Raw genomic sequence first — 22,057 nt, forward strand, 5'->3', positions numbered from 1 at the left:
CGGATGGGCCAGGCGCAAGCAGCCTTCCCGGCGGATCGCGGAGGTCCCGGATCAGGTCCGGGACTGCGTCGCGTCAAACGTCCCTTGCTCCCCAGATCGACCCGGACATCGCCGCATACCCCTGCCCGGAAGTGCAATCGGTACACACCTCACCGGGTTTTGAAAAGGTCAGGATATTTTGACGTGCACCCCCCGGGGCATCTGTTACACAGGACTGTACTGAGAGACATCGAACTTTAAGGCCCAGGGGTCCGGTTGGTAATGAAGACAAGTCTATTTGCAGCCCTCGTGGCGGCGAACATGGTCGCGGGTGCGGCATTTGCGCAGGAAGAGCGGGTTTACATCCAGGTCGAGGCGCGCACCAGTCTGAGCGGGGCGCAGGACAGCGTGCGCAATTTCTCCGGCGAATTCCAGGACGTGAACGGCTTCGCGCTCGGTGGTGGCTGGTATGGCGTGGCGCTTGGCCCCTACAGCCGGGCCGATGCGGAGGCGCGGCTCGGCCAGCTGGTCCGCACCGGCGCGATCCCGCGCGATTCCTACATCGAGAGCGAAGGCGCCTATGGCCAGCAGTTCTGGCCGGTGGGCGCCCGGATCGGCCAGACCGATGTAGTCCAGCCCGAGGCGGACCCCGCCCCGGCAGCGCCACAGCCACAAGCGCCGGTCGTGGCCCAGGCCGATCCTGCGCCCGTGGTTACCCCTGCCCCTGCCCCTGCCCCGCAGCCCGAGCCGGAACCCGAGGAGACGGTGCGCGAGGCCCGACAATCCGAAGCCGAGCTGACTCGCCCGCAGCGCGACGAGTTGCAGATCGCGCTGAAATGGGCCGGGTTCTACAACTCCGGCATCGACGGCGCCTTCGGCGCGGGCACCCGCCGGGCCATGGCGGCCTGGCAGGCGGCCTATGACCATGAGGCGACCGGCGTGCTGACCACCCGCCAAAGGGCGCAGCTGCTGGGCCAGTATTACGCGATCCTCGACGGCATGGACCTGCGGACCGTGTCCGACACCCGCGCGGGGATCCGCATGGAGCTGCCGCTCGGCGTGGTGGAATTCGACCGTTACGAAGCGCCCTTCGCGCTGTTCAAGTCCAGGACCGACCTCGGCGCGCAGGTGTTGCTGATCTCGCAGCCCGGCGACCGTCAGACCATGAACGGCCTGTACGAGATCCTGCAGACGCTGGAAATCGTGCCGCTCGAGGGCGAGCGCACGCGCGAGGCGAACGGCTTCACCCTGATCGGCGAGAACGACCGCATCGTCAGCCACACCGAGGTTGGCCTGCGGGATGGCGCGCTGAAGGGCTTCACTCTTGTCTGGCCCGCGGGCGACGAGGAGCGGCGGACTCGGGTGCTCGGCCTGATGAAGGCGAGTTTCGAGCGCATCGACGGCGTGCTGGACCCGGCGACGGTGACGGATCAGGGCCAGTCCGTGGACCTCGTCTCCGGCCTCAAGGTGCGCAAGCCCAAGGGCACCGCGTCCGGCTTCTTCATCGACACCCGCGGCACCGTGCTGACCAGCGCGGAGAGCGTGGCCTCCTGCGAGCGCGTGACGCTGGAAGGCGCTTACAACGCCCGCGTCGTCGCCTCCGATGCCGCGCTCGGCGTGGCGATCCTGCGGCCCGAGGCGACTCTCGCCCCGCGGAAGGTGGCACAGTTCAACGTGGACACGCCCCGGCTGCAATCGGAAGTCGCGGTCTCCGGCTATTCCTTCGGCGGCGTGCTTGGCGCCCCCTCGCTGACCTTCGGCACGCTGGAAGACCTGCAGGGGCTGGGCGGCGAGCCGCAGCTGAAACGGCTGGCGATGGCCACCCTGCCCGGCGACGTCGGCGGCCCGGTCTTCGACACTGGCGGCACCGTGGTCGGGATGCTGCTGCCCCGGGGCGACGAGGGCGGCGCACGACGTCTACCCGAGGGCGTGAACTTCGCCGCCAAGCCGGTGGAAATCCTGAATTTCCTGCGCGGTCAGGGCATCCAGCCCGTGGCCCGCGGCACCGCCAGCCCGCTGGCGCCGGAGGATCTGACCGCCCTTGGCAAGGACATGACGGTTCTGGTCAGCTGCTGGTAAGCGGCTGGCCCAAGGGAGCGGGGCGGCCTGAGGGTATGCCCCGCACGTCCCGTTTGCGAAAAGGCGCGTGACGCTGGCAGGAGTGAGGGTGGCGAGAAACCGGCCGCCTTTCGGAACTCCGTTGTGCAATAGCCGGGTCCGGGATGGCTGAAATGCGGACTTTGCCGCCGTTGATCAGTCTAGCCTCAACGGCTGCTTTCGGTTCAGCGGCATTGACTTCGCGAACGCGCCGCTAAAATATCTGGCCATGAGATGGAGCAAATTGAAGCAGCGAATTGAAGAAGGTCTTGCCGACAGTGCTAAGGGGCGCGTTGAAGTCTGGACTACTCGTTATCGTAAGGCGCACGACCAAGAAGGCGAAGCTTGGATAACGATTGATGGGCAACGTGTTCATAGCATGGGCTCGATTACGCAGATGATCGAGTTTTACGAAAGAAGTCGCCAACTGCAAGAAGACCGCAACTGTCTGGACTACCGGGATCGCGAGCAGATTGTCGGCTATCGCGAGGCTCAAAAAGAAGTTGAAATGCAACTGCGAGAAGAGGGCGTAATACCTCTTTGGGAATTCAACGACGCCCTGTTTGACTATCTAAATATGTCTTTAGAGCAGGTCTTGACGTCAGACCAAATGATCGTTCGAGCACTGGGAATGTTCGACAAGCGACTTGGCAAGCGTCGTCTGGCCTCCATGGACGTTTCCGGGGAACATGGCCTTATACAGGGCTTTTTTAGTGTTCGTTGCGCCTTCGAAGGGCTCCGACTACGTCCGATCGCGAAACCGGAAAGCTGACATAGATAGCGGGTGCAGCATTCGTAACTTCGGGCTCAAACCGGTCAACCGTCTGGCAGATCATCGCATCGAGAGCAGGCCTTCAATGCCCCGTCTGGCCGGGCATCCAGCCTGACAAGCGGCTTGTTTGCGCCCTTGCGCGGCGCGTTCGTAGGGCGGGGCTCTGCCCCGCACCCTGATCGGGACTAGCCGCTCCTTATCCACTTTCCACCCGCGACCGAATTCCGGCTTGTCTGTTAACCGCTTCCGGGTATGGTTCGCTGCATGACTCACGCCGCACCGCAGAAACCGGCGCCTGACAGCCCGGATGTGACCATCATCACCGCCACCTCGCCCATGACTCCGTCGAGCCATGGCGGGCGGGCGAAGTGTCTGCAGCGCCTGGTGCGACTCGATCTGCCGGTGCCGCACACCGTGGCGCTCTCCTTCGACGCGGTCCACCGCATCGCGGCGGGCGAGATGCCGGATGTCGACGCCATGGTGCGCAGTTTCCCGGAAACCGCGCTGCTTTGCGTGCGGCCCTCCTCGGAGGATCCGGACTGGGGTGGCCCCGGCGCGATCCTCAACATCGGCATGAACGACGCCCGCTTCGTCGAACTGTCGGACCGCATCGGCGCGGAGGCCGCCGCCTCGCTCTACCTGCGCTTCGTGCAGGGCTACGCGGTGCACGTGGCCCGGCTCGACCCGGACATGTTCGATGACATCGAGGAGGTCGGGCAGACCGGCCTCTCCGCCGCCCTCGCCGCCTATGAGGAGGAAGCCGAGGAGCCTTTCCCCCAGGACCCCGCCGAGCAGCTGCGCGAGGTGCTGCGCTCCATGGCGCGGGCCTGGGAAGGCACCACGGCGCGACTGCTGCGGCAGGCGCGAGGTGCACCGGCGGATGCCGGACTCGGCCTCGTGGTGCAGGAGATGGCGCTCGGCCTCGGCGGCAAGGGCGAATGCGGCTCGGGCGTTTTGCAACTGGTGGACAGTGTCACCGGCCTGCGGCAGATCACCGGGCGCTACCTGAGCCAGAGTCAGGGCCGCGAGGCGCTGGAGCGCAAGGGCCAGAGCCTCTACCTGACGCGGGACCCGCGCGGCCCGTCGCTCGAGGAGCTCGCGCCGGAGGCCTTCGAAGCGCTGAAGGCCCACGCCGAGGTGATGCGGCGCAGGCTGCGGGCGGAAATGCAGATCGAGTTCACGCTCGAGAACGGCCATGTGCACATTCTCGACGGCGTCCGCGTGGCCCGCTCACCCCGGGCAGCGGTGCGGATCGCGGTACGGCTGGCGGAGGATGGCATCATCCCGCCGCAGGAGGCGTTGATGCGGGTCGATCCGCATTCGCTGTCGGAGCTGCTGCACCGGCAGGTCGCCCCGGACGCGCCGCGCGACGTGATCGGCATGGGCATCGCCGCCTCCCCGGGCGCGGCGACCGGCAAGATCGTCTTTTCCGCCAACGAGGCACAGGCCAGCGCGGCGCGGGACGAACCCTGTATCCTCGTCCGCCGGGAGACCGCGCCGGAGGACATCCGGGGCATGCACGCCGCGGTGGCGGTGCTGACAGAACGCGGCGGCATGACCAGCCACGCGGCGGTGATCGGGCGCGGCCTCGGCCTGCCCTGCGTCGTGGGCGCGGCGCGGATGAAATTCAACATGCGCCGCAAGCAACTGGTGGCGGAGGATGGCCGGACGTTCCGCGCAGGGGATGTGATCACCATCGACGGCACCCATGGCGCGGTGCTGGCCGGGGCGCCGGAGATGATCGAGCCGGTGCTGGACGACAGCTTCCAGACGCTGATGACCTGGGCGGACGAGGCGCGGGACATCGCCGTGCGTGCCAATGCCGACACGCCGGCGGATGCGGCCACCGCGCGCAACTTCGCCGCCGAGGGCATCGGGTTGTGCCGCACGGAGCACATGTTCTTCGAGGAAGACCGGCTCACGCCGATGCGCGAGATGATCTTTGCCGACAGCCCGCAGGACCGGGAGGCGGCGCTGGCCATGCTCCTGCCGATGCAGCGCAAGGACTTCACCGAGCTGTTCCGCATCATGGAGGGGCTGCCGGTCTGCATCCGCCTGTTCGACCCGCCCCTGCACGAGTTCCTGCCCACCAGCCGCGCCGGACAGCGCGATCTGGCAGAGGCGCTGGACCTGCCGGTGTCGGACGTGACCCGCCGTGTGGAGGCCATGGGCGAATACAACCCGATGCTGGGCATGCGCGGCGTGCGGCTCGGGATCACGGTGCCGGAAATCTACGACATGCAGGCACGGGCGATCTTCGAGGCGACCCTCGACGCCTCGCGGGATGGCGCGCCGGTGGTGCCGGAGATCATGCTGCCGCTGGTCTCGGCCAAGCGCGAGGTCGAGATCCTGCGCACCCGCATCGACGCGGTGGCGGCGGCGGTGCGGGCGGAGCGCGGGGCGGAGTTCACCTACCGGCTCGGCGTCATGGCGGAGACGCCCAGGGCCTGCCTGCGCGCCGACGAGATCGCACAGCACGCGCATTTTCTGTCCTTCGGCACCAACGACCTGACGCAGATGACCTATGGCCTGTCCCGCGACGACGCCGGGCGCTTCATGTCGGCCTACGTCCAGCAGGGGGTGTTCAGCGAGGACCCGTTCCACGTTCTGGACGTGGACGGGGTCGGCGAGCTGGTGGCGATCGGCGTGGCACGCGGACGGCAGGCCCGGCGGGACATCACCCTGTCGATCTGCGGCGAACATGGCGGCAACCCGGAGTCCATCCAGTTTTGCCGGGCCCTGGGCATGACCTACGTCAGCTGCTCGCCCTTCCGGGTGCCGGTGGCGCGGCTGGCGGCGGCGCAGCTGGCGATCCGGGACCGTCTGGGCGAAAACGTCTGATCTGTCCCGGTCGCGATGTGAAGTGGAAGAAAATTTTGCCGGGACAAAATTTTGGTTCGGGGGCTTTGCCCCCGGAGCCCCCAGGTATTTGAAGACCAAAGAAGACCGGAGCGCACCCTACGCCAGCTTGCTGCGCACATGCTCCGCGAAGTCGTCCCCACGCTTCTCGAAGTTGTCGTATTGATCGAAGCTGGCCGCAGCGGGGGCAAGCAGGACAATGTCCCCGGGCTGGGCTTCGGCCATGGCCGCGGCGACGGCGCGGTCCATTGTGGTGCAGATCTCCGCCTCCACGCCCGGCAGACCGAGGGCGAAGGTCTGCGCCTCGCGGCCGATGACATAGGCTTTCGTCACGTTCGGCAGGCCCGGCGCGAGGCCGGCAAGGCCGCCCTCCTTCATCAGCCCGCCACAGATCCAGCGGATGTTCCGGAACGCTTGCAGCGCCTTCAGCGCGCTGTCCACATTGGTCGCCTTGCTGTCGTTGACATAGCGCACGCCTTTGGCTTCGGCGATGGTCTGGCTGCGGTGCGGCAGGCCCTTGAAGCTGTGCAGCCCTGCCTCGATCTCGCGCGGGCCAAGCCCGAGCGCGCGGCAGGCGGCGTAGGCGGCGCAGGCGTTCTGGTGGTTGTGCGCGCCCGGCAGGCCGCCGATCTCGCGCAGGTCGATGGAGGCGACCTGACGTCCCTTGCGCCATTCGGTCAGGAACCCCTTGCGGGCGAAGACCTGCCAACCCGGGCCGGTGAGTTTCGCGGCGGCGGAGATGCGGATTACCCGGTCATCGCCCGGTCCTTCCGCCATCTGGTTCGCCAGGTAGCGCCCTTCCACCTCGTCGACACCGATCACCGCGCGGTCTGGGCCGCCTTCGGCAAACAGTCGGCGCTTGGCGGCGAAATACCCTCCGAGCCCTGCGTGGCGGTCGAGATGGTCGGGGCTGAGATTGGTGAAGACCGCGACGTCCGGGGTCAGCGCCCGTGCCAGGTCGGTCTGATAGCTGGAGAGTTCCAGCACCACCACGCTACCGTCCTCCAGCGGGTCGATGTCGAGAACGCCGCGCCCGATGTTGCCGGCCAGCTGCGAGTCCCGCCCCGCCGCGTGCAGCAGGTGGTGGATCAGCGCCGATGTGGTGGATTTGCCATTGGAGCCGGTCACGGCGACGATCTTCGGCGTACGGTCGAAGACTTCCCAGCCCTGCCCCATGGATCGAAAGAACAGGCCGATGTCGTTGTCCACCGGCACCCCGGCTTCCATCGCCAGCGCAATCACCGGATTGGGGGTCGGGTAGAGATGCGGAATGCCCGGGGAGACGATCAGGGAGGCGACGCCCTCGAACGCCTCGACCCGCTTGAATTCACACGCGGCGAAGCCCTCCGCCTCCGCGGCCTCCCGCGCCGCCGGGTTGTCGTCCCAGACGAGGACCTCCGCGCCGCCCTCCCTGAGCGCCCGCGCCGCCGACAGGCCGGAGCGCCCGAGGCCCAGGACCGCCACGCGGTGCCCTTCGAAACCGACAACAGGAATCATTGCATCCCCCACGGGTGACGGGGGCACGCGCCCCCTGTTTCTTCTTGGTCAAAATACCCATCGCCTTGCCCGCCACAAGCACTCCCGCTCGCCTGGACCCGAACGACCCGCACCGGGCGCCCACCCGAGGACGTCGCCGAAGGCGAAAGGACGAGAGCAAAGCGCGCCGCAGGCGCTCCGTGTGGTCAGTCTCAGCGCACCTTCAGCGTGGCGAGGCCGACGATGGCGAGGATCAGCGAGATGATCCAGAAACGGATCACGATCTGCGGCTCGGCCCAACCCTTCTTCTCGTAGTGGTGGTGGATCGGCGCCATCAGAAAGACCCGCTTGCCGGTGCGCTTGAAGTAGAGCACCTGGATGATGACCGAGAGCGCTTCGACCACGAAAAGCCCGCCGACGATGGCCAGCACCAGCTCGTGTTTCGTCGCCACGGCGATGGCACCCAAAGCCCCGCCGAGGGCCAGCGATCCGGTGTCCCCCATGAAGACGGCGGCGGGCGGCGCGTTGTACCACAGGAAGCCGAGGCCGCCGCCGACGACCCCCGCCGCAAAGACGAGGATTTCCCCGGTGCCGGGCACGTAGTGCACGTCGAGATACTCGGTGAAGTCGACCCGCCCCACCGCGTAGGCGATCACGCCCAGCGTCGAGGTCGCGATCATCACCGGCATGATGGCGAGTCCGTCGAGGCCATCCGTCAGGTTCACCGCATTCGCCGCGCCGACGATCACGATCACCGCAAACGGCACGAAGAGATAGCCGAGATTGATGAGAGTGTCCTTGAAGATCGGCATGGCCAGCTGATTGGTCAGCTCGGCGGGATGGTAATGGGCCGCCCAGAAGCCCGCGAGGCCCGCGATCAGGAAGCCGAGCAGCAGGCGCACCCGCCCCGAGACCCCGGCGGTGTTCTGTTTCTTCACCTTGGCGTAATCGTCGGCAAAGCCGATGGCGGCATAGGCCACGGTGACGAACAGCACCATCCAGACAAACGGGTTGTCGAGCCGCGCCCAGAGCAGCGTGGAAGTGGTCAGCGCCCCGATGATGAGCAGGCCGCCCATGGTCGGCGTGCCGGCCTTGACGAAATGGCCCTCCGGCCCGTCGGTGCGGATCGGTTGGCCCTTGCCCTGCCGCTTGCGCAGCACGTTGATCAGCGGCAGGCCGAAGAGGAAGCCGAACACCAGCGCCGTGAGAAAGGCACCGCCCGCGCGGAAGGTGATGTAGCGGAAAAGGTTGAAGAAATCCCCTCCGTCGCTCAATTCCGTCAGCCAATACAGCATTGCCGTCGTCCTTATCCGTCCTGATCCGCGGGGGCTTGGCCCATTTTGCGGATTGCGTCAACCACACGGGCCAGCCCCATGGAGAGCGAGCCCTTGACCAGCACCACGTCGCCCGCGTCCAGCTTGTGCGCGAGGCCCTCGACCATGGCGGCCGAATCCGGCTCCCATCGGCCCCTCTTGTCGTCCGGCAGCGCCTCCCAGAGGTGGCGCATCAGCGGGCCGATGCAGTGCACGCGGGCGATGTTGGCCATGGCGGGAAGGTCCGCGATGGCGGCGTGCAGCGCCGCCTCGCCCTGCCCGAGTTCCTTCATGTCGCCAAGGATGGCGATCCGCCGTCCACGGCCTACACGCCCGACACCGTTCACCGGCTGCGCCGCGGCCAGCACCTCCAGCGCGGCGCCCAGCGAAGCCGGGTTGGCGTTGTAGGCGTCGTCGATCAGTTCGAGCGAGAGCTCGGGGCGGGCGATGTCGAAGACCACCGTCTCGCGCAAACCGCGCCCGGCGCCGGGGTGCCATTGTGCCAGCGCCATCACCGCTTCGGCGCGGTCGAGGTCCAGCGCGTCGGTCACGGCGAGTACGCCCATGGCATTGAGGGCAAAGTGCCGTCCCGGCACCATGACCTTGTACAGCACGGACTGCCCGCCGACCTCGCCGTGTGCGACCGTGACGCTGTCATGCAGCGTGACATCGGTGACGCGGTAGGCGTTCTCCGCCTTTTCGCCGAATACGAGGACCTGCGCGGCCTTTGCCTCGGCCGCCGCGCGCAGGATCGGGCTGACGACGAGGTCGCCGTTCAGCACGGCGGTGCCGCCCGGCTCCAGACCGTCGAAGATCGCCGCCTTCTCGCGGGCGATCCCTTCAAGGCTTTCGAACGCCTCCAGATGCGCAGGGGCGACGATGGTGATCATCGCCACATGCGGACGGGCGAAGCGGGCCAGCGGGGAAATCTCGCCGGGATGGTTCATGCCGATCTCGATGACGGCGAAATCCGCGTCCTTCGGCATCCGGGCGAGGGTCAACGGCACGCCCCAATGGTTGTTGTAGCTCTTCTCGGCGGCGTGGACCGTGCCCATCGCGCCAAGGACGGTGCGCAGCATCTCCTTGGTCGAGGTCTTGCCGACGGAGCCGGTCACGGCAACGAGGCGGCCCTCGAACCGGGCGCGGCCAGCCTTGCCGAGGTCTTCCAGAGCCGCCTGCACATCGTCCACCAGCAGCAGCGGCGCATCCTCGGCCACACCCTCCGGAATGCGGCTGACCAGCGCGGCGCCCGCGCCCTTTTCCAGCGCCTGCTTCACGAAGTCATGGCCGTCGCGAGCGGCTTTCAGCGCAACGAACAGATCGCCCGGCGCAATCGTGCGGGTGTCGATGGACACGCCATTGACGGTGAAGGGCGCCAGCGCCCGGCCGCCCGTGGCAGCCACCGCCTCGTCAGACGTCCAGAGCATCACGAAATCCTCCCGTCCAGCGCCGCCACGGCGAGGCTTGCCTGTTCGACGTCATCGAAGGGATAGACCGTGTCGCCCACGGTCTGCCCGCTCTCGTGCCCCTTGCCGAGCACAAGCAGCGCATCGCCTGGTCCGAGTGCATCGACGCCGCGCAGGATCGCCTCCGCCCGGTCACCGACTTCCAGCGCCTCCGGGGCGCCAGCCTTGACCGCCGCACGGATCAGGGCGGGGTCCTCGCTGCGAGGGTTGTCGTCCGTCACGATCACCAGATCGGCATGCTCCGCCGCCGCCTGCCCCATCAGGGGACGTTTGGAGGTATCCCGGTCGCCGCCCGCGCCGACGATGGCAACGAGCTTGCCCATGACATGCGGGCGCAGCGCCTGAATGGCGGTCTCCACCGCGTCCGGCGTGTGGGCATAGTCGACGAAGACCGCCGCGCCGTTGTCCCGCGTCGCGGCCAGTTGCATCCGGCCCCGCACGGTGCCGAGCCCCGGCAACGTGTCGAAGACATCGGAAGGGTCCGCCCCGCAGGCAATCGCCAAACCGCAGGCCAGAAGCACGTTCTCCGCCTGGAAGCCGCCGATCAGGTTGAGCCGCTCCTGCCGCACCAGACCGTTGAAGGACAGGCGGATTTCCTGCCCTGTCGCGTCGAACCGTTGGCCTTCGAGGCACAGGTCCGCGGCATGGCGGCCCACGGTGATGACCTCCTGCCCCCGCGCCCGGGCGATGGCCAGCATGTCGACGCCGCGCGGGTCGTCGATGTTGATGACCGCCGTGCCGTCTTCCGGCAGGACGCGGGCGAAGAGCCCGGCCTTGGCGTCGAAATAGGCTTCGAAACTGGCGTGGTAGTCGAGGTGATCCTGCGTGAAGTTGGTGAAACCGGCGGCGCGTAGGGTCACCCCGTCAAGGCGGCGCTGCTCCAGCCCGTGCGAGGAGGCCTCCATCGCGGCATATTCGATCCCCGCCTCATGCGCCCCTGCCAGCATGCGGTGCAGCGTGATCGGCTCGGGCGTGGTGTGCTTGAGCGGCGCATGCCAGTCGCCTTCCACCCCGGTGGTGCCGAGGTTGACCGCCGGAATGCCCAGCGCCTGCCAGATCATCCGGGTAAAGGTGCTGACCGAAGTCTTGCCGTTGGTGCCGGTGACGGCGACCATCACCTCTGGCTGCCCGCCGAACCAGAGCGCGGCAGTGAAAGCCAGAGCCTGCCGCGGATCGGCGGCGACGATCACCGCAGCCTCCGACGCCGCGAGGACCTCTTCGGCGATCTCCGCGCCCTTGCGATCGGTCAGGATGGCCACGGCCCCGGCCTTCAGGGCGGTCTCGATGAAGGTCGCGCCGTGTACCCTGGTGCCCGGCATGGCGGCGAACAGCGTGCCGGGCCGCACCTCGCGGCTGTCCACGGCAAGACCGGTGATCCGCGCTTCGCGCCCACCCCGGGCCGTCAGACCCAGTTCCGCCAGACTCTTGGCTGCCACACCCATATGCGCCCCCTTGCTCACGTTGCGCTGCTCCATACGGCATCCCGGACCGGGTTGCCATATGGTTCCGGCAGGACGCGCCCAGGTGTCGGCATGTGGTGCGCCCCTAGTCGTCGATCGCCGGGGCCGAGGTCTGCATCACCCGCTCGACCTGCAGCCGCGACACGTCCGGACGCAGGCCCAGCAGCGGCGCGATGCGCTCGATCATCTGCGCGGCCACCGGAACGGCGGTCCAACCCGCGGTGCGGCGCGGCTTGGTCCCGGAGGTCTCCACCGGCTCGTCCAGCGTCACCACCAGCACGTAGCGCGGATCATGGGCCGGGAACATGCTGGCAAAGGTGGTGATGGTCTTGTCCTTGTAATACCCGCCGCCCTTTTCCTTGGGCTTGTCCGCCGTGCCGGTCTTGCCGCCGACGAAGTAGCCCGGAACCTCGCCGAAGGAGGCGGTGCCCTCGGTCACCACCTTGCGCAGCATGGACCGGGCGTTGGCAGAGGTCTGCTCCGAGAGCACCCGGGGGCCGGGCCGCGGGCCGGTCTGCTTGAGCAGCGTCGGCGTCACCTTCGTGCCGCCATTGGCGATGGTGGCATAGGCGGCGGCCAGATGCAGCGGCGAGGTGGAAATCCCGTGTCCGTAGGAAATGGTCACGGCGGAAAGGTCGGTCCAGCGCGCCGGGATCAGCGGCTTGCCCCCCGCTGCCTCGACGATTTCCAGCCCGGTCGGATCGAACAGGCCAAGCGCCTTGAGGAATTCCTGCTGCCGAGCCGGTCCGATGGCCAGCGCCATGCGCCCGGTGCCGCGGTTGGAACTCTTGACGATGATCTGCTCGACCGAGATGTTGCCATAACGGTGGCCCTCGAACTCGCCGATCTTGTGACCGCCGACCTTCAGCACCGCATTGGTGTCGATCACCGTGTTCGGGTTCACCAGCCCGAGGTCCATCGCCTGCGCGGCGGCGAAGATCTTGAAGGTCGAGCCCAGCTCGTAGACCCCCTGCACCGCGCGGTTGAACAGCGGGCTGTCCGACGGGCTGCCTTCGAGCAGCGCACGCGGGCGCTTGTTGGGATCGAAATCCGGCAGCGAGGCCAGCGCGATGACCTCGCCGGTGTGGACGTCCAGCAGCACGGAGGCCGCGCCCTTGGCGTTCATCAGCTTCATGCCGATGTCGAGCACTTCCTCGGTCACCGACTGGATCGTCAGGTCGAGCGACAACTCCAGCGGAGCGCCCTCTCGGGCCGGATCGCGCAGCGTCTCATCGAGATACCGCTCGATGCCTGCCGTGCCGATCACCTCGGCGGCATGCACTCCCTCGCGGCCGAAGCTGGCCCCACCCAGCACATGCGCCATGAGCGCGCCATTGGGGTAGAGGCGCATCTCACGCGGGCCGAAGAGCAGCCCCGGCTCGCCGATGTCATGCACCTGCTGCATCTGCTCGGGGCTGATTTTCTTTTTCACCCACAGGAACTTGCGCTTGCCTCCGGTGAAATCCCGGATCAGCCGCTCGCGGTTCAGGTCCGGAAATATCTTGAGCAGCTCCTCCGCTGCCCGCGCCGGGTCCACCATCTGGTGCGGGTGGGCATAGAGGCTGTGCGTCGACATGTTCGTGGCCAGCACCCGGCCATGGCGGTCGACGATATCCGCACGGCTGGCAATGATGGAGTTGCCGGAGGCATGGGCGCGCGGCTCGCTCGGCTCGGTCGCCGCCAGCGTGCCCATGCGGGCGCCGATCACCGAAAACGCACAGAAGAAAGTCAGCCCCAGCACCAGAAGCCGCCCCTCGGCGCGCACCCGGCTCTTGTCGCGCATCTGCTCGTGGCGGATGCGCAGGTTCTCGCGTTCGATGGCGTCCGGATTCTCGCCCCTCTGGCGGGCGTCGAGGATGCGGGCGAGCGGGCGGAGCGGTGTGCGGATCATTCTGCGGCTCCCGCGCTGGTGACGTCGATGGGCTGGCTGATGTCGATCTTGTCAGGCATAGGGAAGGCCACCTGGTCGACGCGCCCGAACTGGTCGGGGCGCAGCGGCAGCAGGCCGAGACGCTCGAAATTCAGGTCGGCAAGGTCCCGCAGCCGGTCGGGGCGGTTGAGATAGGCCCATTCGGCGCGCAGGATGGCCAGCCGCTCGCGGGCGGCGCCGATCTCCTGACGCAGACCCTGCACGCGGTCCAGTTCCGCCTGCGTGGCATAGTTCTCGCGGTAGGCCCAGAAGCCCGATCCGATCACCGCCAGCGCGGTCAGAAGAAACAGCAGGCTGCGCATGGGTCAATTTCTCCTTTGGTGATCGGGGGTTGCAATGTCCTCAGCGCTCAGCTCCATGGCCGGCACGGTGGTCCGCCGCCCCACCCGCAGCTTGGCGGAGCGGGCACGGGGGTTGGCCCTGAGCTCGTCCGCATCGGGGCCAACGGCCTTGCGCGTGACGATGTCGAAGGGGGCGGTCGCCTCCGGCGTCTCGTCCGAATAACGGTTCACATGCCGCTTCGCCTCGCCGTGCAGCTGGAAGAAGCGTTTGACCATGCGGTCCTCGACGGAATGGAAGGTCACCACCGCCAGCAGCCCGCCGGGGCGCAGCACCCGCTCGGCGGCGAGAAGCCCCTGCCAGAGCGCCTGATATTCCTCGTTGACCGCGATCCGCAGCGCCTGAAAGCTGCGCGTGGCGGCATGCGCCTGCCCCGGCTTCGTGCGGCCGATGGTGTTTTCGATCAGCGAAGCCAGTTCCAGCGTCGTCTCGAACGGCTTTTCCGCCCGCGCCCGCACGATCCGGCCCGCGAGTTTGCGCGACTGCCGCTCCTCGCCGTAGTGATAGAGGATGTCGGCGATCTCCTCCTCCGGCAGCGTGTTGACCAGATCGGCGGCGGACGGCCCCGATTGCGCCATGCGCATGTCGAGCGGCCCGTCCTTCATGAAGGAAAAGCCGCGCTCGGCCCGGTCGAGTTGCATCGAGGAGACGCCAAGGTCCAGAACGACACCGTCCACGGCTTCCGCGCAGCGGTCCATGCCGGAGAAATTGCCCTCGAACAGCGTGATGCGGTCCGAATACGGCCCGATCCAGTCGAAGGCCATCTCATGCGCCAGCGGATCGCGGTCGATGGCGAGCACATGCTCCGCCCCCGCATCCAGCAAACCGCGCGTATAGCCCCCGGCGCCCATGGTGCCGTCGATCCACGTGCCATGCACGGGCGCCACCGCATCGAGGAGCGGGCGCAGCAGGACGGGGATATGCGGCGCGCCCTGAACGCTCATCACAGCACCTCGTCTTCCTCGTCGAGCAGCTGGGCGATGTCGAAGTCTTCCGGAAGATCGTCCAGCACCGCCTCCGCATCGGCCCGCTTCTCGGCCTCGAAGGCCTCGGGCTGCCAGATCTGGAAGGTGTCGAGGTTGGAGGCGAAATAGGCCTCCCCGTCGATCCCGGCCTTCTTGCGCAGGGCGGCGGAAAGCACGATGCGCCCGGTCTCGTCCACGGAGGTGGTCACGGACTGGGTCGAATAGATGTATTCCAGGAGCTTGCGCTTCTTCGAACCACGCGGCAGGGCGGCGATGCGGTCTTCGACCGCTTCCATCTCCTGGATGGTGAAGCATTCGAGATAGGGTTTCTTGGGATCGCCGTAGACGATGACGAAGTTGGGGTTCAGACCCTCGGACCAGTCCGGGTCACCGGCCTGAAGCACACGGCGAAACGGGGCCGGGATGCTCACCCTGCCCTTGCCGTCCACCTTGTTGGTGAACTCGCCTCTGAACCTCAGCCTGCGGCTCACTGTCCCGTCAGCCCCTCTGTACCGCCCCCGAAAACGAAATGCGGCGGGTTGATCTGCTGCCACTGATCAACCCGCCGCTGACCCGCGATGCGGGTATCTCCGACTGCGCGCGCCACCTGGGGGGATGTCTGCTCGCCCGCGCGCCGGATCCTTTGTCACGATGAAAAGCGGTGCCTGTATGATACCTGCTCTTGTTTTTATCTTTGGAACTTGGTGCGGGGTCTTTTGTGCCCCTTACCGCTCCTCATCGTGTGACATAGGGATGCCATGGGAATTCATGGTAATCAACAGTTTTCTGCGGGAAAACGGCACATCATCTTGTCCACAGGGGCTGTGGATAACTACATGTTGCGGGCATGGATCGGCAGATTTCAGCTTATGTGGTATTTGTTCCGAAATGTTCTCACCACATATGGTAACCGGTTCGTGAGCAAACCGGGGCAAACCCCGTCCCACAAAATCCCAACTTTTTTCACACCCATCGGCGTTGCGTGTGGTTTTGGAACCGTACTCAACCCAGAATCTCAGGGATTCACACCATAATCACACTCGACTCACGGCCTCGCGATTCGGAATCACCCCTCGGGAGCAGCCGGGGCCATACTTGGCCCATGATTTCCCATACCGCCTCCCATGGTTTCCCATGACTGCCCCTCCGTTGCATCCAAGCCCCACTTTGTAGCGTGACGCGATTTTTTGCAGTGATTTACGCGTTTCTTTACAGCAACGCGATTTTCAGCGGCGGCGAGTTCGCGGCAGGCTGATCTTCTCGCCGAGGGTGAGGATGTGGTTCGCAATGCCGAGGCCCGTCGGATGACCTGCCCAGATCAAATAATAGAGCGGTCCCTTGCGCGTGTTTCGGATGAGGCTTGGTTTGGACACCGCCTTAAACACTGACTTCAAACGATCGGTATAAAGTTCCAAGAGCAACCGTTCAGCTTGCTCCCTTTTCCCCAGCTGAGACCCGAACAGGTCTTCCGGTTGATGGTATACAAGGTCGTACCAATCGTTGCAGCCAAAGCAATCGTCTAGCTGCTGTTTGGCCTTGTCGCTCACGGTACCATCTTTCTGAAGCAGCCTGTTGATAGCCATGGCAATTGGCAGGTTGATGATAACGTCGACATTCCCCGTCCGCCCTAAGGCTTCCACGGTTCGCCAGTGCAGGTGGGCTCCGTATGGGTCAAGGAATGCCACTGCCTTCTGGTTCCAAGGTTCCAGTTTCGGGGCCAGCATCTGAATGTAGTGGTTCGCATCGCCGCAACGCACGACGAGTTTCTTTTCCGGGTATTCTTCACTCAGGCTTTCGAGCAGTTCGGCTCGAACAGGATCGAGATCGAAGAAGAAGTGTCGTTTGAACCCTGGCTGAAGCTCCAGTGCTCTTCTGGGTGATCCAGCTATGAACTCTTCCTGTGCCAAAAGGTCGGACGGGTCCAGACCGGTCAAAATATCTTGTCCGTCATCCCCAGAACCTCGAACCTTCACTGTTCCGGCTCCGGCAAACCCGTCGATATAGGTCAATTCGAACCTTGTCTTGTTCTTCATAACCAACATGTAGGCTTCGATGTATGCTTGCAGTGCGTCGAGCTTCTGACGAGCCCAGGGACCAACTTCCCTCTTTGAATGACTGCTCACACTCGCACCTCACATGTTAGATCGCGACCCCCATCGGGAGTTCGTCCCACTCCGCCCCGTCGAGCACCCGGCCTGCGGCCTTCTTTCCGACGCGCACCATCACAGTTCCATCCGGAGCAGACTGGACCTTGCGGGCGGGAAGGTTGATCCCGTCACCCGGCGCCCAGTCGCCCCACTGCTTGAAGTGGAATGCTACGCTGTTTTGCATGCACTGCAAGTGTAGCGACCTAAACCACTCCGGGCTCGCCGGGCGGGCTTTGGGTCCGCTTTCACCGCCAGTAATCACCCAGTTGATGGTGCCTTGAAGCCACCGTTCAATGGACAGCGGCCCGAGCAGCGGCTCGGCCGAGATGAACCGAACCTTGGCCGGGACGGCTTCGAGATACGGCAGGAGCTCCTCTGCCCGGGCCTGCAACTCGACCGTCGTCCCCAGCCATACGTTCTCGGGCCATTCCTGCCCCCAACGGGCCAGACCGGCAACGTTCTGCGGGCGCTTCGTGAGGAGAAGCCAGTCCAAGTTCGGCGTCGCCTCGATCAGATCGAATAGACGCGCCCGGTGCGGGAGCAGTTCGTCCCGATCTTCAAAGACGTCTGCCATAGAGGCACAGAAAACCCGCGGCCGCTCCGCCAGCCCGGCGGCTTTTCGGTTCCATGTGACGGGTTGAGCCCAGTGTTGCTCGCTCATCGTGCGGCGGGCCGGTTTGGGTCCCCAGACGTCTTGCCCCACCCGCTTGGCCCAGGCTTCCGCATAGCAATGCTTGCAAGCTTCGGACACCTTCGTGCATCCCCACCACGGGTTGAAGGTATGCGTCGCCCACTCGATTTTCGTATTCTCACCCATCACCGCCTCCTGATTATTTTGCGAAAGAGACTCGCACACCTGCCGATATGGGCAAAGGAGAAATTCTGCCTATCGTCAATACCGGCGGGTCATGGCCGGAGCGACAGCCCCACCGCCACCTCGCCTTCCAGGAAGGCCCGGTCGCTGTCCGTATCCCAGATCTCGTACCACCCCATCCCGCGTTCCAGCGCTTCCATGGTCGCTGCCGGAACGGTCGCAGACCAGACGCCGCCGGAGCCGTGGGTGAGCGCCGCGCTGATCTCGGCCGAAAGCCCCGGCCGGGAAGAAACATACAGCATCACGGTACCGCTGGTGACCGGGCTGCCATCCCAGGTCAGTGTCGCCTCGATCTCCAGAGCGGAACCGGGTTTGTAGGTGATGTCTGCTCGTGTGGTCATCTATTCCTCCAGAACGATTGGACCGGCCGAACCGGCGATGTTGTGGCGGCCAGCCTCCCCCGAAACCCTGCGTGGCCCGGCCGCGCCGACGAGGCCGGATGTGGCCACGGGCTCCGGTGCCGGTTCGTCAGGTTGCGGTGAGAGTTCGACCGTGCAGAGGATCCACGTCTTCGGATTGATGATCTCTGCGACGAAATCTGCAGGCTGAAACGCCCCCGCGTCCCGTGTGACCTCACCGAGGTATCCGACAAGGTCATAGGTGCTGTTCTGCGCCCTCTGAGTTTCGCGGACCATGTCGGTATTGCTCAGGGTACCAATGCCGGTTTGGTGGGTCAGTCCAGCCATGATGACCACCAGCGAACCGTCCTCCGCGACGGTCACCGGCGCCGGGCGGATCGGGTTATTTCCGCCCGCCGTCGCTGTATCGAAGCTGACCGCCGCGACATTGCGATAGGCCCGGACCAGGAACGCCGTCGAGCTGCCGGTGACAATGTTGCCTCCGAACTCGATGGTGCCCGGCGCGGTCGCCCCGACCGTCAGATAGCCGACTGCGCCGGAGGTATCGACGAGACCGTCCGAGATCAGGTGCTCCGCCTTTTCGTCCATACCAGTGCTGATCGTCAGACCGCGATCGGCGTTCGAGGCGCAGAACCAAGCGCAAAGCAGCACGTCGCCCTCCTGCAACCCGAGGCCGGAGACATCCGCGGACGATCCGGCCCCCGCCGCCGCGACTTCGCCGATGTAGGTGATCGGCATCAGATAAGCCTCAGCATGCGGTCGATACTGGAGGCCGCGGCACGGACGACGTCGCGACGCGGGGCGAATTCGAGGTGGATGTTGTCGACCTTCATCTGGCTGCGCGGATAGCGACCGGCGCTCAGGTCGGTCTGGTCATCGGCGTAGCCTGTCGCGGCGGGATCGATGATCGCCCGTGCCGCCACGGTGGGCTGGGCGTCGAAGACACGATCCTGTCCGTAGGTGTTCCAGACATAGGCATAGAGCGTAGACATCTCGCTGTAGTCGCTTCCGCTGGCGGTGAATATCTGGCCCGAGCGCACATAGAGGAAAGCGCCATGCCCGGCCGTTGCCATGGCCCCGACCCAGTCGTCGATCTCCGACTGCGCCGTCGCCTGGTTGACGAAGCCGTTGGGCGAACCATCCCACCACATCGACGGCAGATGATGCAGGTCAGTGCGAGCAAGATAGGTCGCGAGCTGTTGCGCTGTTGAGCTGCCGCCCACCGCGATGTTGATCACGTCGTAGCCGAGGTCCTCCAGCATCGGGCCGATGCCATCGTCGCCCGCCTCGGCATAGCTGTCCCCCGTAAGGACGAGCTTGTTGCCTGTTGCCGCGATCAACGGCGCGGGCAGGCTTGCGACCGGCAGCGACCAACGGCGGCACCACGTAGGCTCCTCCGCCCCGGCATAGACCGCATAGGCGTCGATCGTGCCCCCGAAATCCAGCCCGTCGAAGGAGCTGCCAACCCGGAAATACGCAAAGCCCGGGATCCCGCCGAGATCGACCTCCGAGACGGTGCCGTTGACCGCCAGGACGAGGCGCGAGCGCGAGAGCGAGACGGCAATGCGGAAGGTCGCGCCACCGACCAGATCGACGCCGCTGTCGAGCGTGACGAGGTTCTGTGCGCCGGTGCCCTTGTAGAAAAACCGGCGCAGGACGATCGAGCCATCCGAGAGGAGCTCCAGGCGGACCAGGTCCCGGTCATCGCCGGTGTCGCCCTGCCAGAGTACCTCCGTGCTGCCCGGCAGGCTGCCCGCCAGCGTGCCCGAGAGCGTGATCGTCATGTTCCCGTTCGGGAAGCCCGGCGCGGGCCAGACCTCGAAGAGCTTCAGGTCATCGAAGAAGCTGGTCCCCGGCGTGCCGCCGACCTGCTTGCCGCCGATCCAGAACTGGTTGCCGAGGCCCGTCGTCGTGACGATCTCGAAGGCCACGTCCGAGGTCGATGTGATCGCGGCGCTGAAGGTGCCGGTGCCCATGTTCTCGTCATAGCGGGAGGTCGCTGCCTGGACGTTTCCGGCCGTGCCCACTCTCGCCGTCCCGGAGTAGAGGAACGCCCGGGCTCCGAAGCCCTGGATCAGCCGAGCGAAGACGTCCGGGGTGTTGGTTGACGTGAACCGCAACTCGCCGCCTGTCGCGACCAGGAGAGGGTCGGCGCCAACCGGTTCGAAGCCACCTGTGTCGCTGTTGAAGGTCAGCCCGCCAAGCAGATCGACGTCGCTGACGTGGCGGCCGAAGGTCCGGACACCGCTGACCAGAGACCCGCCGGCAGCGGACAGCATTGCCGCCTCGGCCGCGTAATGTGCCCCGTTGAAGAAGAAGGTGCTGCCGTCCGAGTAGAGGTACGGCGCACAGCCGTTGTCCGTGATGGCCGGAACCGTCGCGGGAATGGCGCTGCGTACCGGCCCGAGACCGCTGGCCGCCATGGCGCGCGAGAGGGCATGGCGTATGGGTTCGATCGCACCGGGATAGGGTGTCGCGGTCGCGGCCCCGGCGGCGCCCAGGGCGGGGACGAGCAGGATCTGGCTGATGTACTTGCCGAGCCAGGGCGTGCCGCCATCGGCGGCAAGATCGGCGACGTCAGCGGTGTTGAAGTCGGCGCGGGTGAAGCTGGATGAGCCGCCCTCGTAGGTCACGCGCACGGCATCCCCATCCGCGCCGGTGCCGGGATAGTCGATCGAGAAGGCGTCGGCAGGCCGGGTGGCGGAGCCGGTCAGGATCGGGCTCGACGGCGCGGCCGCCGCCTCGACCTGCGCCCAGCTGACCCGGGCCAGCACGTTGCCGGAGGTGCGGGTGTATGTGCGCGACGCCAGTGTCGTGTTGTTGCAGCCGTAGAGCCCGATCTCCCAGGTCGTCGACGTGGTGGGCTGGCGCGTTAGGTAGAACCGGAACCGCCCGCCAGCCAGCGCTTCGACGCCCAGGTACTTGGGCGGGACGGCACTGCCTGCGGTGACGACGGTGCCGGTGTCGAAATCGAGAACGATGGCCGTGGTCGAGGAAGCCACATGCATGCGGAGCATGACGTAGCGGTTGGCACCTCGCTCGACGACAAAAGACGAACAGGCATCGACGCTCGCAGGCAGTGCGATGTTGAGATAGATGCCCGAGATCCCCGAGCCGGTCGCGCTCTCGACGACGTCATAGGCGGTGCCGACGCCGTCCGGGGCTTCGCCCGCCGCAGCGGAAATGGTGCAGCCAGTCTTTGACCATGCCGCATGCGTGAAGTTTGTGGGCTGTGCAAGGAGCTGCGTCGCCGCCCCTTCGATCAGGTAACCGCGATCGGTCCAGCGCAGCTCGTCCACGGCAAAGGCCTCGTAGACCCCGGCCGCGTTGAGCGCATAAGCCACAGAAGCCCGCGACACACTCGCCGTCGGCAGCCGGTCCAGCGCCGTGGCGGTCTCGCCGCCGATCAGGAAGTCACCGTTCAGAGGGTCGATAAAGCCGCCTTCAACGGCCATGGAAGCCAGCTGCGCGGGATCCTCGTACCCTGCCGTCATGGCCGCGAGCTGGCCGCGTGCGATGATCGTCGCGGCATAGCGGCCGTCGTTGAAATCCCCCTGGGAAACGCCGCCGATATTGGCCAGCGCGGTGACCGGATTGGCCACATCCGAAAGGTTCGCGGAGGCCGAGAGCCGCCCGGCGATCCCGGTACCCCCGATGCGCACCCAGCGGGACCAGGTCGCGTTCCAGCGGTACCTTCCCGCATTGGCCACGCTGGCGCCGTCATAGCCCGTGGCGCTGGCCGCAAGGTGCGTGCCGGTGTCGCTGTCCAGCACTTCGCCGCCCGCGCCGTCATCGGCGGGCGTGAAGGTCTGCAGCTGCGCCCAGGTCTCCGCCGAGAGGTTGCCCGCCGTCACCAGTCCCTCGACCCGGCCGATGGCCTGCGCCACCGGCCCGGTGTTGACGAGCTGCTGGGCAAGGTCCGAGATCGCCTGCTGCATCAGCGCCCGGTCGCGGTGGACCAGGACGTAATCGCAAAGCGCGGTGGTGGATTTCAGGATGGTCTGGTTGCCTGCCATGCATG

At 66.2% G+C, this 22,057-nt stretch carries 16 protein-coding genes; 3 read left to right on the top strand and 13 right to left on the bottom strand.

What is annotated here, in order from left to right:
* The first annotated feature begins 261 nt into the window (after nucleotides 1-261).
* The 3 genes from ACP159_RS07840 to ACP159_RS07850 all read left to right on the top strand — a co-directional run bounded on the left by ACP159_RS07840 (nucleotide 262) and on the right by ACP159_RS07850 (nucleotide 5,689).
* Nucleotides 262-2,058: a serine protease gene (locus ACP159_RS07840; protein ID WP_425099112.1), complete on the top strand. Its 1,797-nt coding sequence runs from the start codon at nucleotides 262-264 to the stop codon at nucleotides 2,056-2,058.
* 247 nt (nucleotides 2,059-2,305) lie between these two features.
* Entirely contained in the window at nucleotides 2,306-2,848 is a 543-nt protein-coding gene (locus ACP159_RS07845; RefSeq protein WP_425099113.1) for an SF0329 family protein, read from the top strand.
* A 264-nt stretch (nucleotides 2,849-3,112) separates the two neighbouring features.
* Nucleotides 3,113-5,689 (top strand): putative PEP-binding protein, encoded by a 2,577-nt coding sequence (locus ACP159_RS07850; protein WP_425099114.1) that lies wholly within the window; start codon nucleotides 3,113-3,115, stop codon nucleotides 5,687-5,689.
* Between the two features lie 117 nt (nucleotides 5,690-5,806).
* On the opposite strand, the gene murD is transcribed toward ACP159_RS07850, so the two are convergent.
* The 13 genes from murD to ACP159_RS07915 all read right to left on the bottom strand — a co-directional run bounded on the left by murD (nucleotide 5,807) and on the right by ACP159_RS07915 (nucleotide 22,052).
* The gene (gene murD / locus ACP159_RS07855; RefSeq protein ID WP_425099115.1) at nucleotides 5,807-7,204 is read right to left on the bottom strand and encodes a UDP-N-acetylmuramoyl-L-alanine--D-glutamate ligase; all 1,398 of its coding nucleotides are present in this window, start codon (nucleotides 7,202-7,204) and stop codon (nucleotides 5,807-5,809) included.
* Nucleotides 7,205-7,395: 191 nt separating this feature from the next.
* The gene (gene mraY, locus ACP159_RS07860) at nucleotides 7,396-8,478 is read right to left on the bottom strand and encodes a phospho-N-acetylmuramoyl-pentapeptide-transferase (protein WP_425099116.1); all 1,083 of its coding nucleotides are present in this window, start codon (nucleotides 8,476-8,478) and stop codon (nucleotides 7,396-7,398) included.
* A gap of 11 nt (nucleotides 8,479-8,489) precedes the next feature.
* Complete coding sequence (locus ACP159_RS07865; protein WP_425099117.1) at nucleotides 8,490-9,926, bottom strand: UDP-N-acetylmuramoyl-tripeptide--D-alanyl-D-alanine ligase; 1,437 nt, start codon at nucleotides 9,924-9,926, stop codon at nucleotides 8,490-8,492.
* Nucleotides 9,923-11,437, bottom strand: coding sequence for a UDP-N-acetylmuramoyl-L-alanyl-D-glutamate--2,6-diaminopimelate ligase (locus ACP159_RS07870; RefSeq protein WP_425099118.1), 1,515 nt, complete (start codon nucleotides 11,435-11,437; stop codon nucleotides 9,923-9,925). The genes ACP159_RS07865 and ACP159_RS07870 overlap by 4 nt, the downstream gene beginning before the upstream one ends.
* 70 nt (nucleotides 11,438-11,507) lie before the next feature.
* Nucleotides 11,508-13,313: a peptidoglycan D,D-transpeptidase FtsI family protein gene (locus tag ACP159_RS07875; protein ID WP_425099119.1), complete on the bottom strand. Its 1,806-nt coding sequence runs from the start codon at nucleotides 13,311-13,313 to the stop codon at nucleotides 11,508-11,510.
* Entirely contained in the window at nucleotides 13,310-13,654 is a 345-nt protein-coding gene (gene ftsL, locus ACP159_RS07880; protein WP_425099120.1) for a cell division protein FtsL, read from the bottom strand. Before ftsL ends, ACP159_RS07875 begins: the two co-directional genes overlap by 4 nt.
* Nucleotides 13,655-13,657: 3 nt before the next feature.
* Nucleotides 13,658-14,635: a 16S rRNA (cytosine(1402)-N(4))-methyltransferase RsmH gene (rsmH, locus tag ACP159_RS07885; RefSeq protein WP_425099121.1), complete on the bottom strand. Its 978-nt coding sequence runs from the start codon at nucleotides 14,633-14,635 to the stop codon at nucleotides 13,658-13,660.
* Nucleotides 14,635-15,147, bottom strand: coding sequence for a division/cell wall cluster transcriptional repressor MraZ (gene mraZ, locus ACP159_RS07890; RefSeq protein ID WP_425099122.1), 513 nt, complete (start codon nucleotides 15,145-15,147; stop codon nucleotides 14,635-14,637). The genes rsmH and mraZ overlap by 1 nt, the downstream gene beginning before the upstream one ends.
* Before the next feature lie 735 nt (nucleotides 15,148-15,882).
* Nucleotides 15,883-16,779 (bottom strand): three-Cys-motif partner protein TcmP, encoded by an 897-nt coding sequence (locus ACP159_RS07895; protein WP_425099123.1) that lies wholly within the window; start codon nucleotides 16,777-16,779, stop codon nucleotides 15,883-15,885.
* 16 nt (nucleotides 16,780-16,795) lie between these two features.
* Entirely contained in the window at nucleotides 16,796-17,620 is an 825-nt protein-coding gene (locus ACP159_RS07900; protein ID WP_425099124.1) for a DUF5131 family protein, read from the bottom strand.
* Nucleotides 17,621-17,709: 89 nt separating this feature from the next.
* Entirely contained in the window at nucleotides 17,710-18,018 is a 309-nt protein-coding gene (locus tag ACP159_RS07905) for a hypothetical protein (protein ID WP_425099125.1), read from the bottom strand.
* The gene (locus tag ACP159_RS07910) at nucleotides 18,019-18,774 is read right to left on the bottom strand and encodes a hypothetical protein (RefSeq protein WP_425099126.1); all 756 of its coding nucleotides are present in this window, start codon (nucleotides 18,772-18,774) and stop codon (nucleotides 18,019-18,021) included. It lies immediately after the preceding gene.
* Nucleotides 18,774-22,052: a phage head spike fiber domain-containing protein gene (locus ACP159_RS07915; RefSeq protein ID WP_425099127.1), complete on the bottom strand. Its 3,279-nt coding sequence runs from the start codon at nucleotides 22,050-22,052 to the stop codon at nucleotides 18,774-18,776. The genes ACP159_RS07910 and ACP159_RS07915 overlap by 1 nt, the downstream gene beginning before the upstream one ends.
* Between the last annotated feature and the right edge of the window lie 5 nt (nucleotides 22,053-22,057).

Origin of the sequence: Tropicibacter sp. S64, assembly GCF_049803835.1 — a bacterium.
Lineage (GTDB): Bacteria > Pseudomonadota > Alphaproteobacteria > Rhodobacterales > Rhodobacteraceae > Pacificoceanicola.

Excerpts from the sequence above, each read along its gene's own strand:
- ACP159_RS07840 (WP_425099112.1), top strand. The coding sequence starts at position 262 with ATGAAGACAAGTCTATTTGCAGCCCTCGTGGCGGCGAACATGGTCGCG.
- ACP159_RS07845 (WP_425099113.1), top strand. The coding sequence starts at position 2,306 with ATGAGATGGAGCAAATTGAAGCAGCGAATTGAAGAAGGTCTTGCCGAC.
- ACP159_RS07850 (WP_425099114.1), top strand. The coding sequence starts at position 3,113 with ATGACTCACGCCGCACCGCAGAAACCGGCGCCTGACAGCCCGGATGTG.
- murD (WP_425099115.1), bottom strand. The coding sequence starts at position 7,204 with ATGATTCCTGTTGTCGGTTTCGAAGGGCACCGCGTGGCGGTCCTGGGC.
- mraY (WP_425099116.1), bottom strand. The coding sequence starts at position 8,478 with ATGCTGTATTGGCTGACGGAATTGAGCGACGGAGGGGATTTCTTCAAC.
- ACP159_RS07870 (WP_425099118.1), bottom strand. The coding sequence starts at position 11,437 with ATGGAGCAGCGCAACGTGAGCAAGGGGGCGCATATGGGTGTGGCAGCC.
- ACP159_RS07875 (WP_425099119.1), bottom strand. The coding sequence starts at position 13,313 with ATGATCCGCACACCGCTCCGCCCGCTCGCCCGCATCCTCGACGCCCGC.
- ftsL (WP_425099120.1), bottom strand. The coding sequence starts at position 13,654 with ATGCGCAGCCTGCTGTTTCTTCTGACCGCGCTGGCGGTGATCGGATCG.
- rsmH (WP_425099121.1), bottom strand. The coding sequence starts at position 14,635 with ATGAGCGTTCAGGGCGCGCCGCATATCCCCGTCCTGCTGCGCCCGCTC.
- ACP159_RS07900 (WP_425099124.1), bottom strand. The coding sequence starts at position 17,620 with ATGGGTGAGAATACGAAAATCGAGTGGGCGACGCATACCTTCAACCCG.
- ACP159_RS07905 (WP_425099125.1), bottom strand. The coding sequence starts at position 18,018 with ATGACCACACGAGCAGACATCACCTACAAACCCGGTTCCGCTCTGGAG.
- ACP159_RS07910 (WP_425099126.1), bottom strand. The coding sequence starts at position 18,774 with ATGCCGATCACCTACATCGGCGAAGTCGCGGCGGCGGGGGCCGGATCG.
- ACP159_RS07915 (WP_425099127.1), bottom strand. The coding sequence starts at position 22,052 with ATGGCAGGCAACCAGACCATCCTGAAATCCACCACCGCGCTTTGCGAT.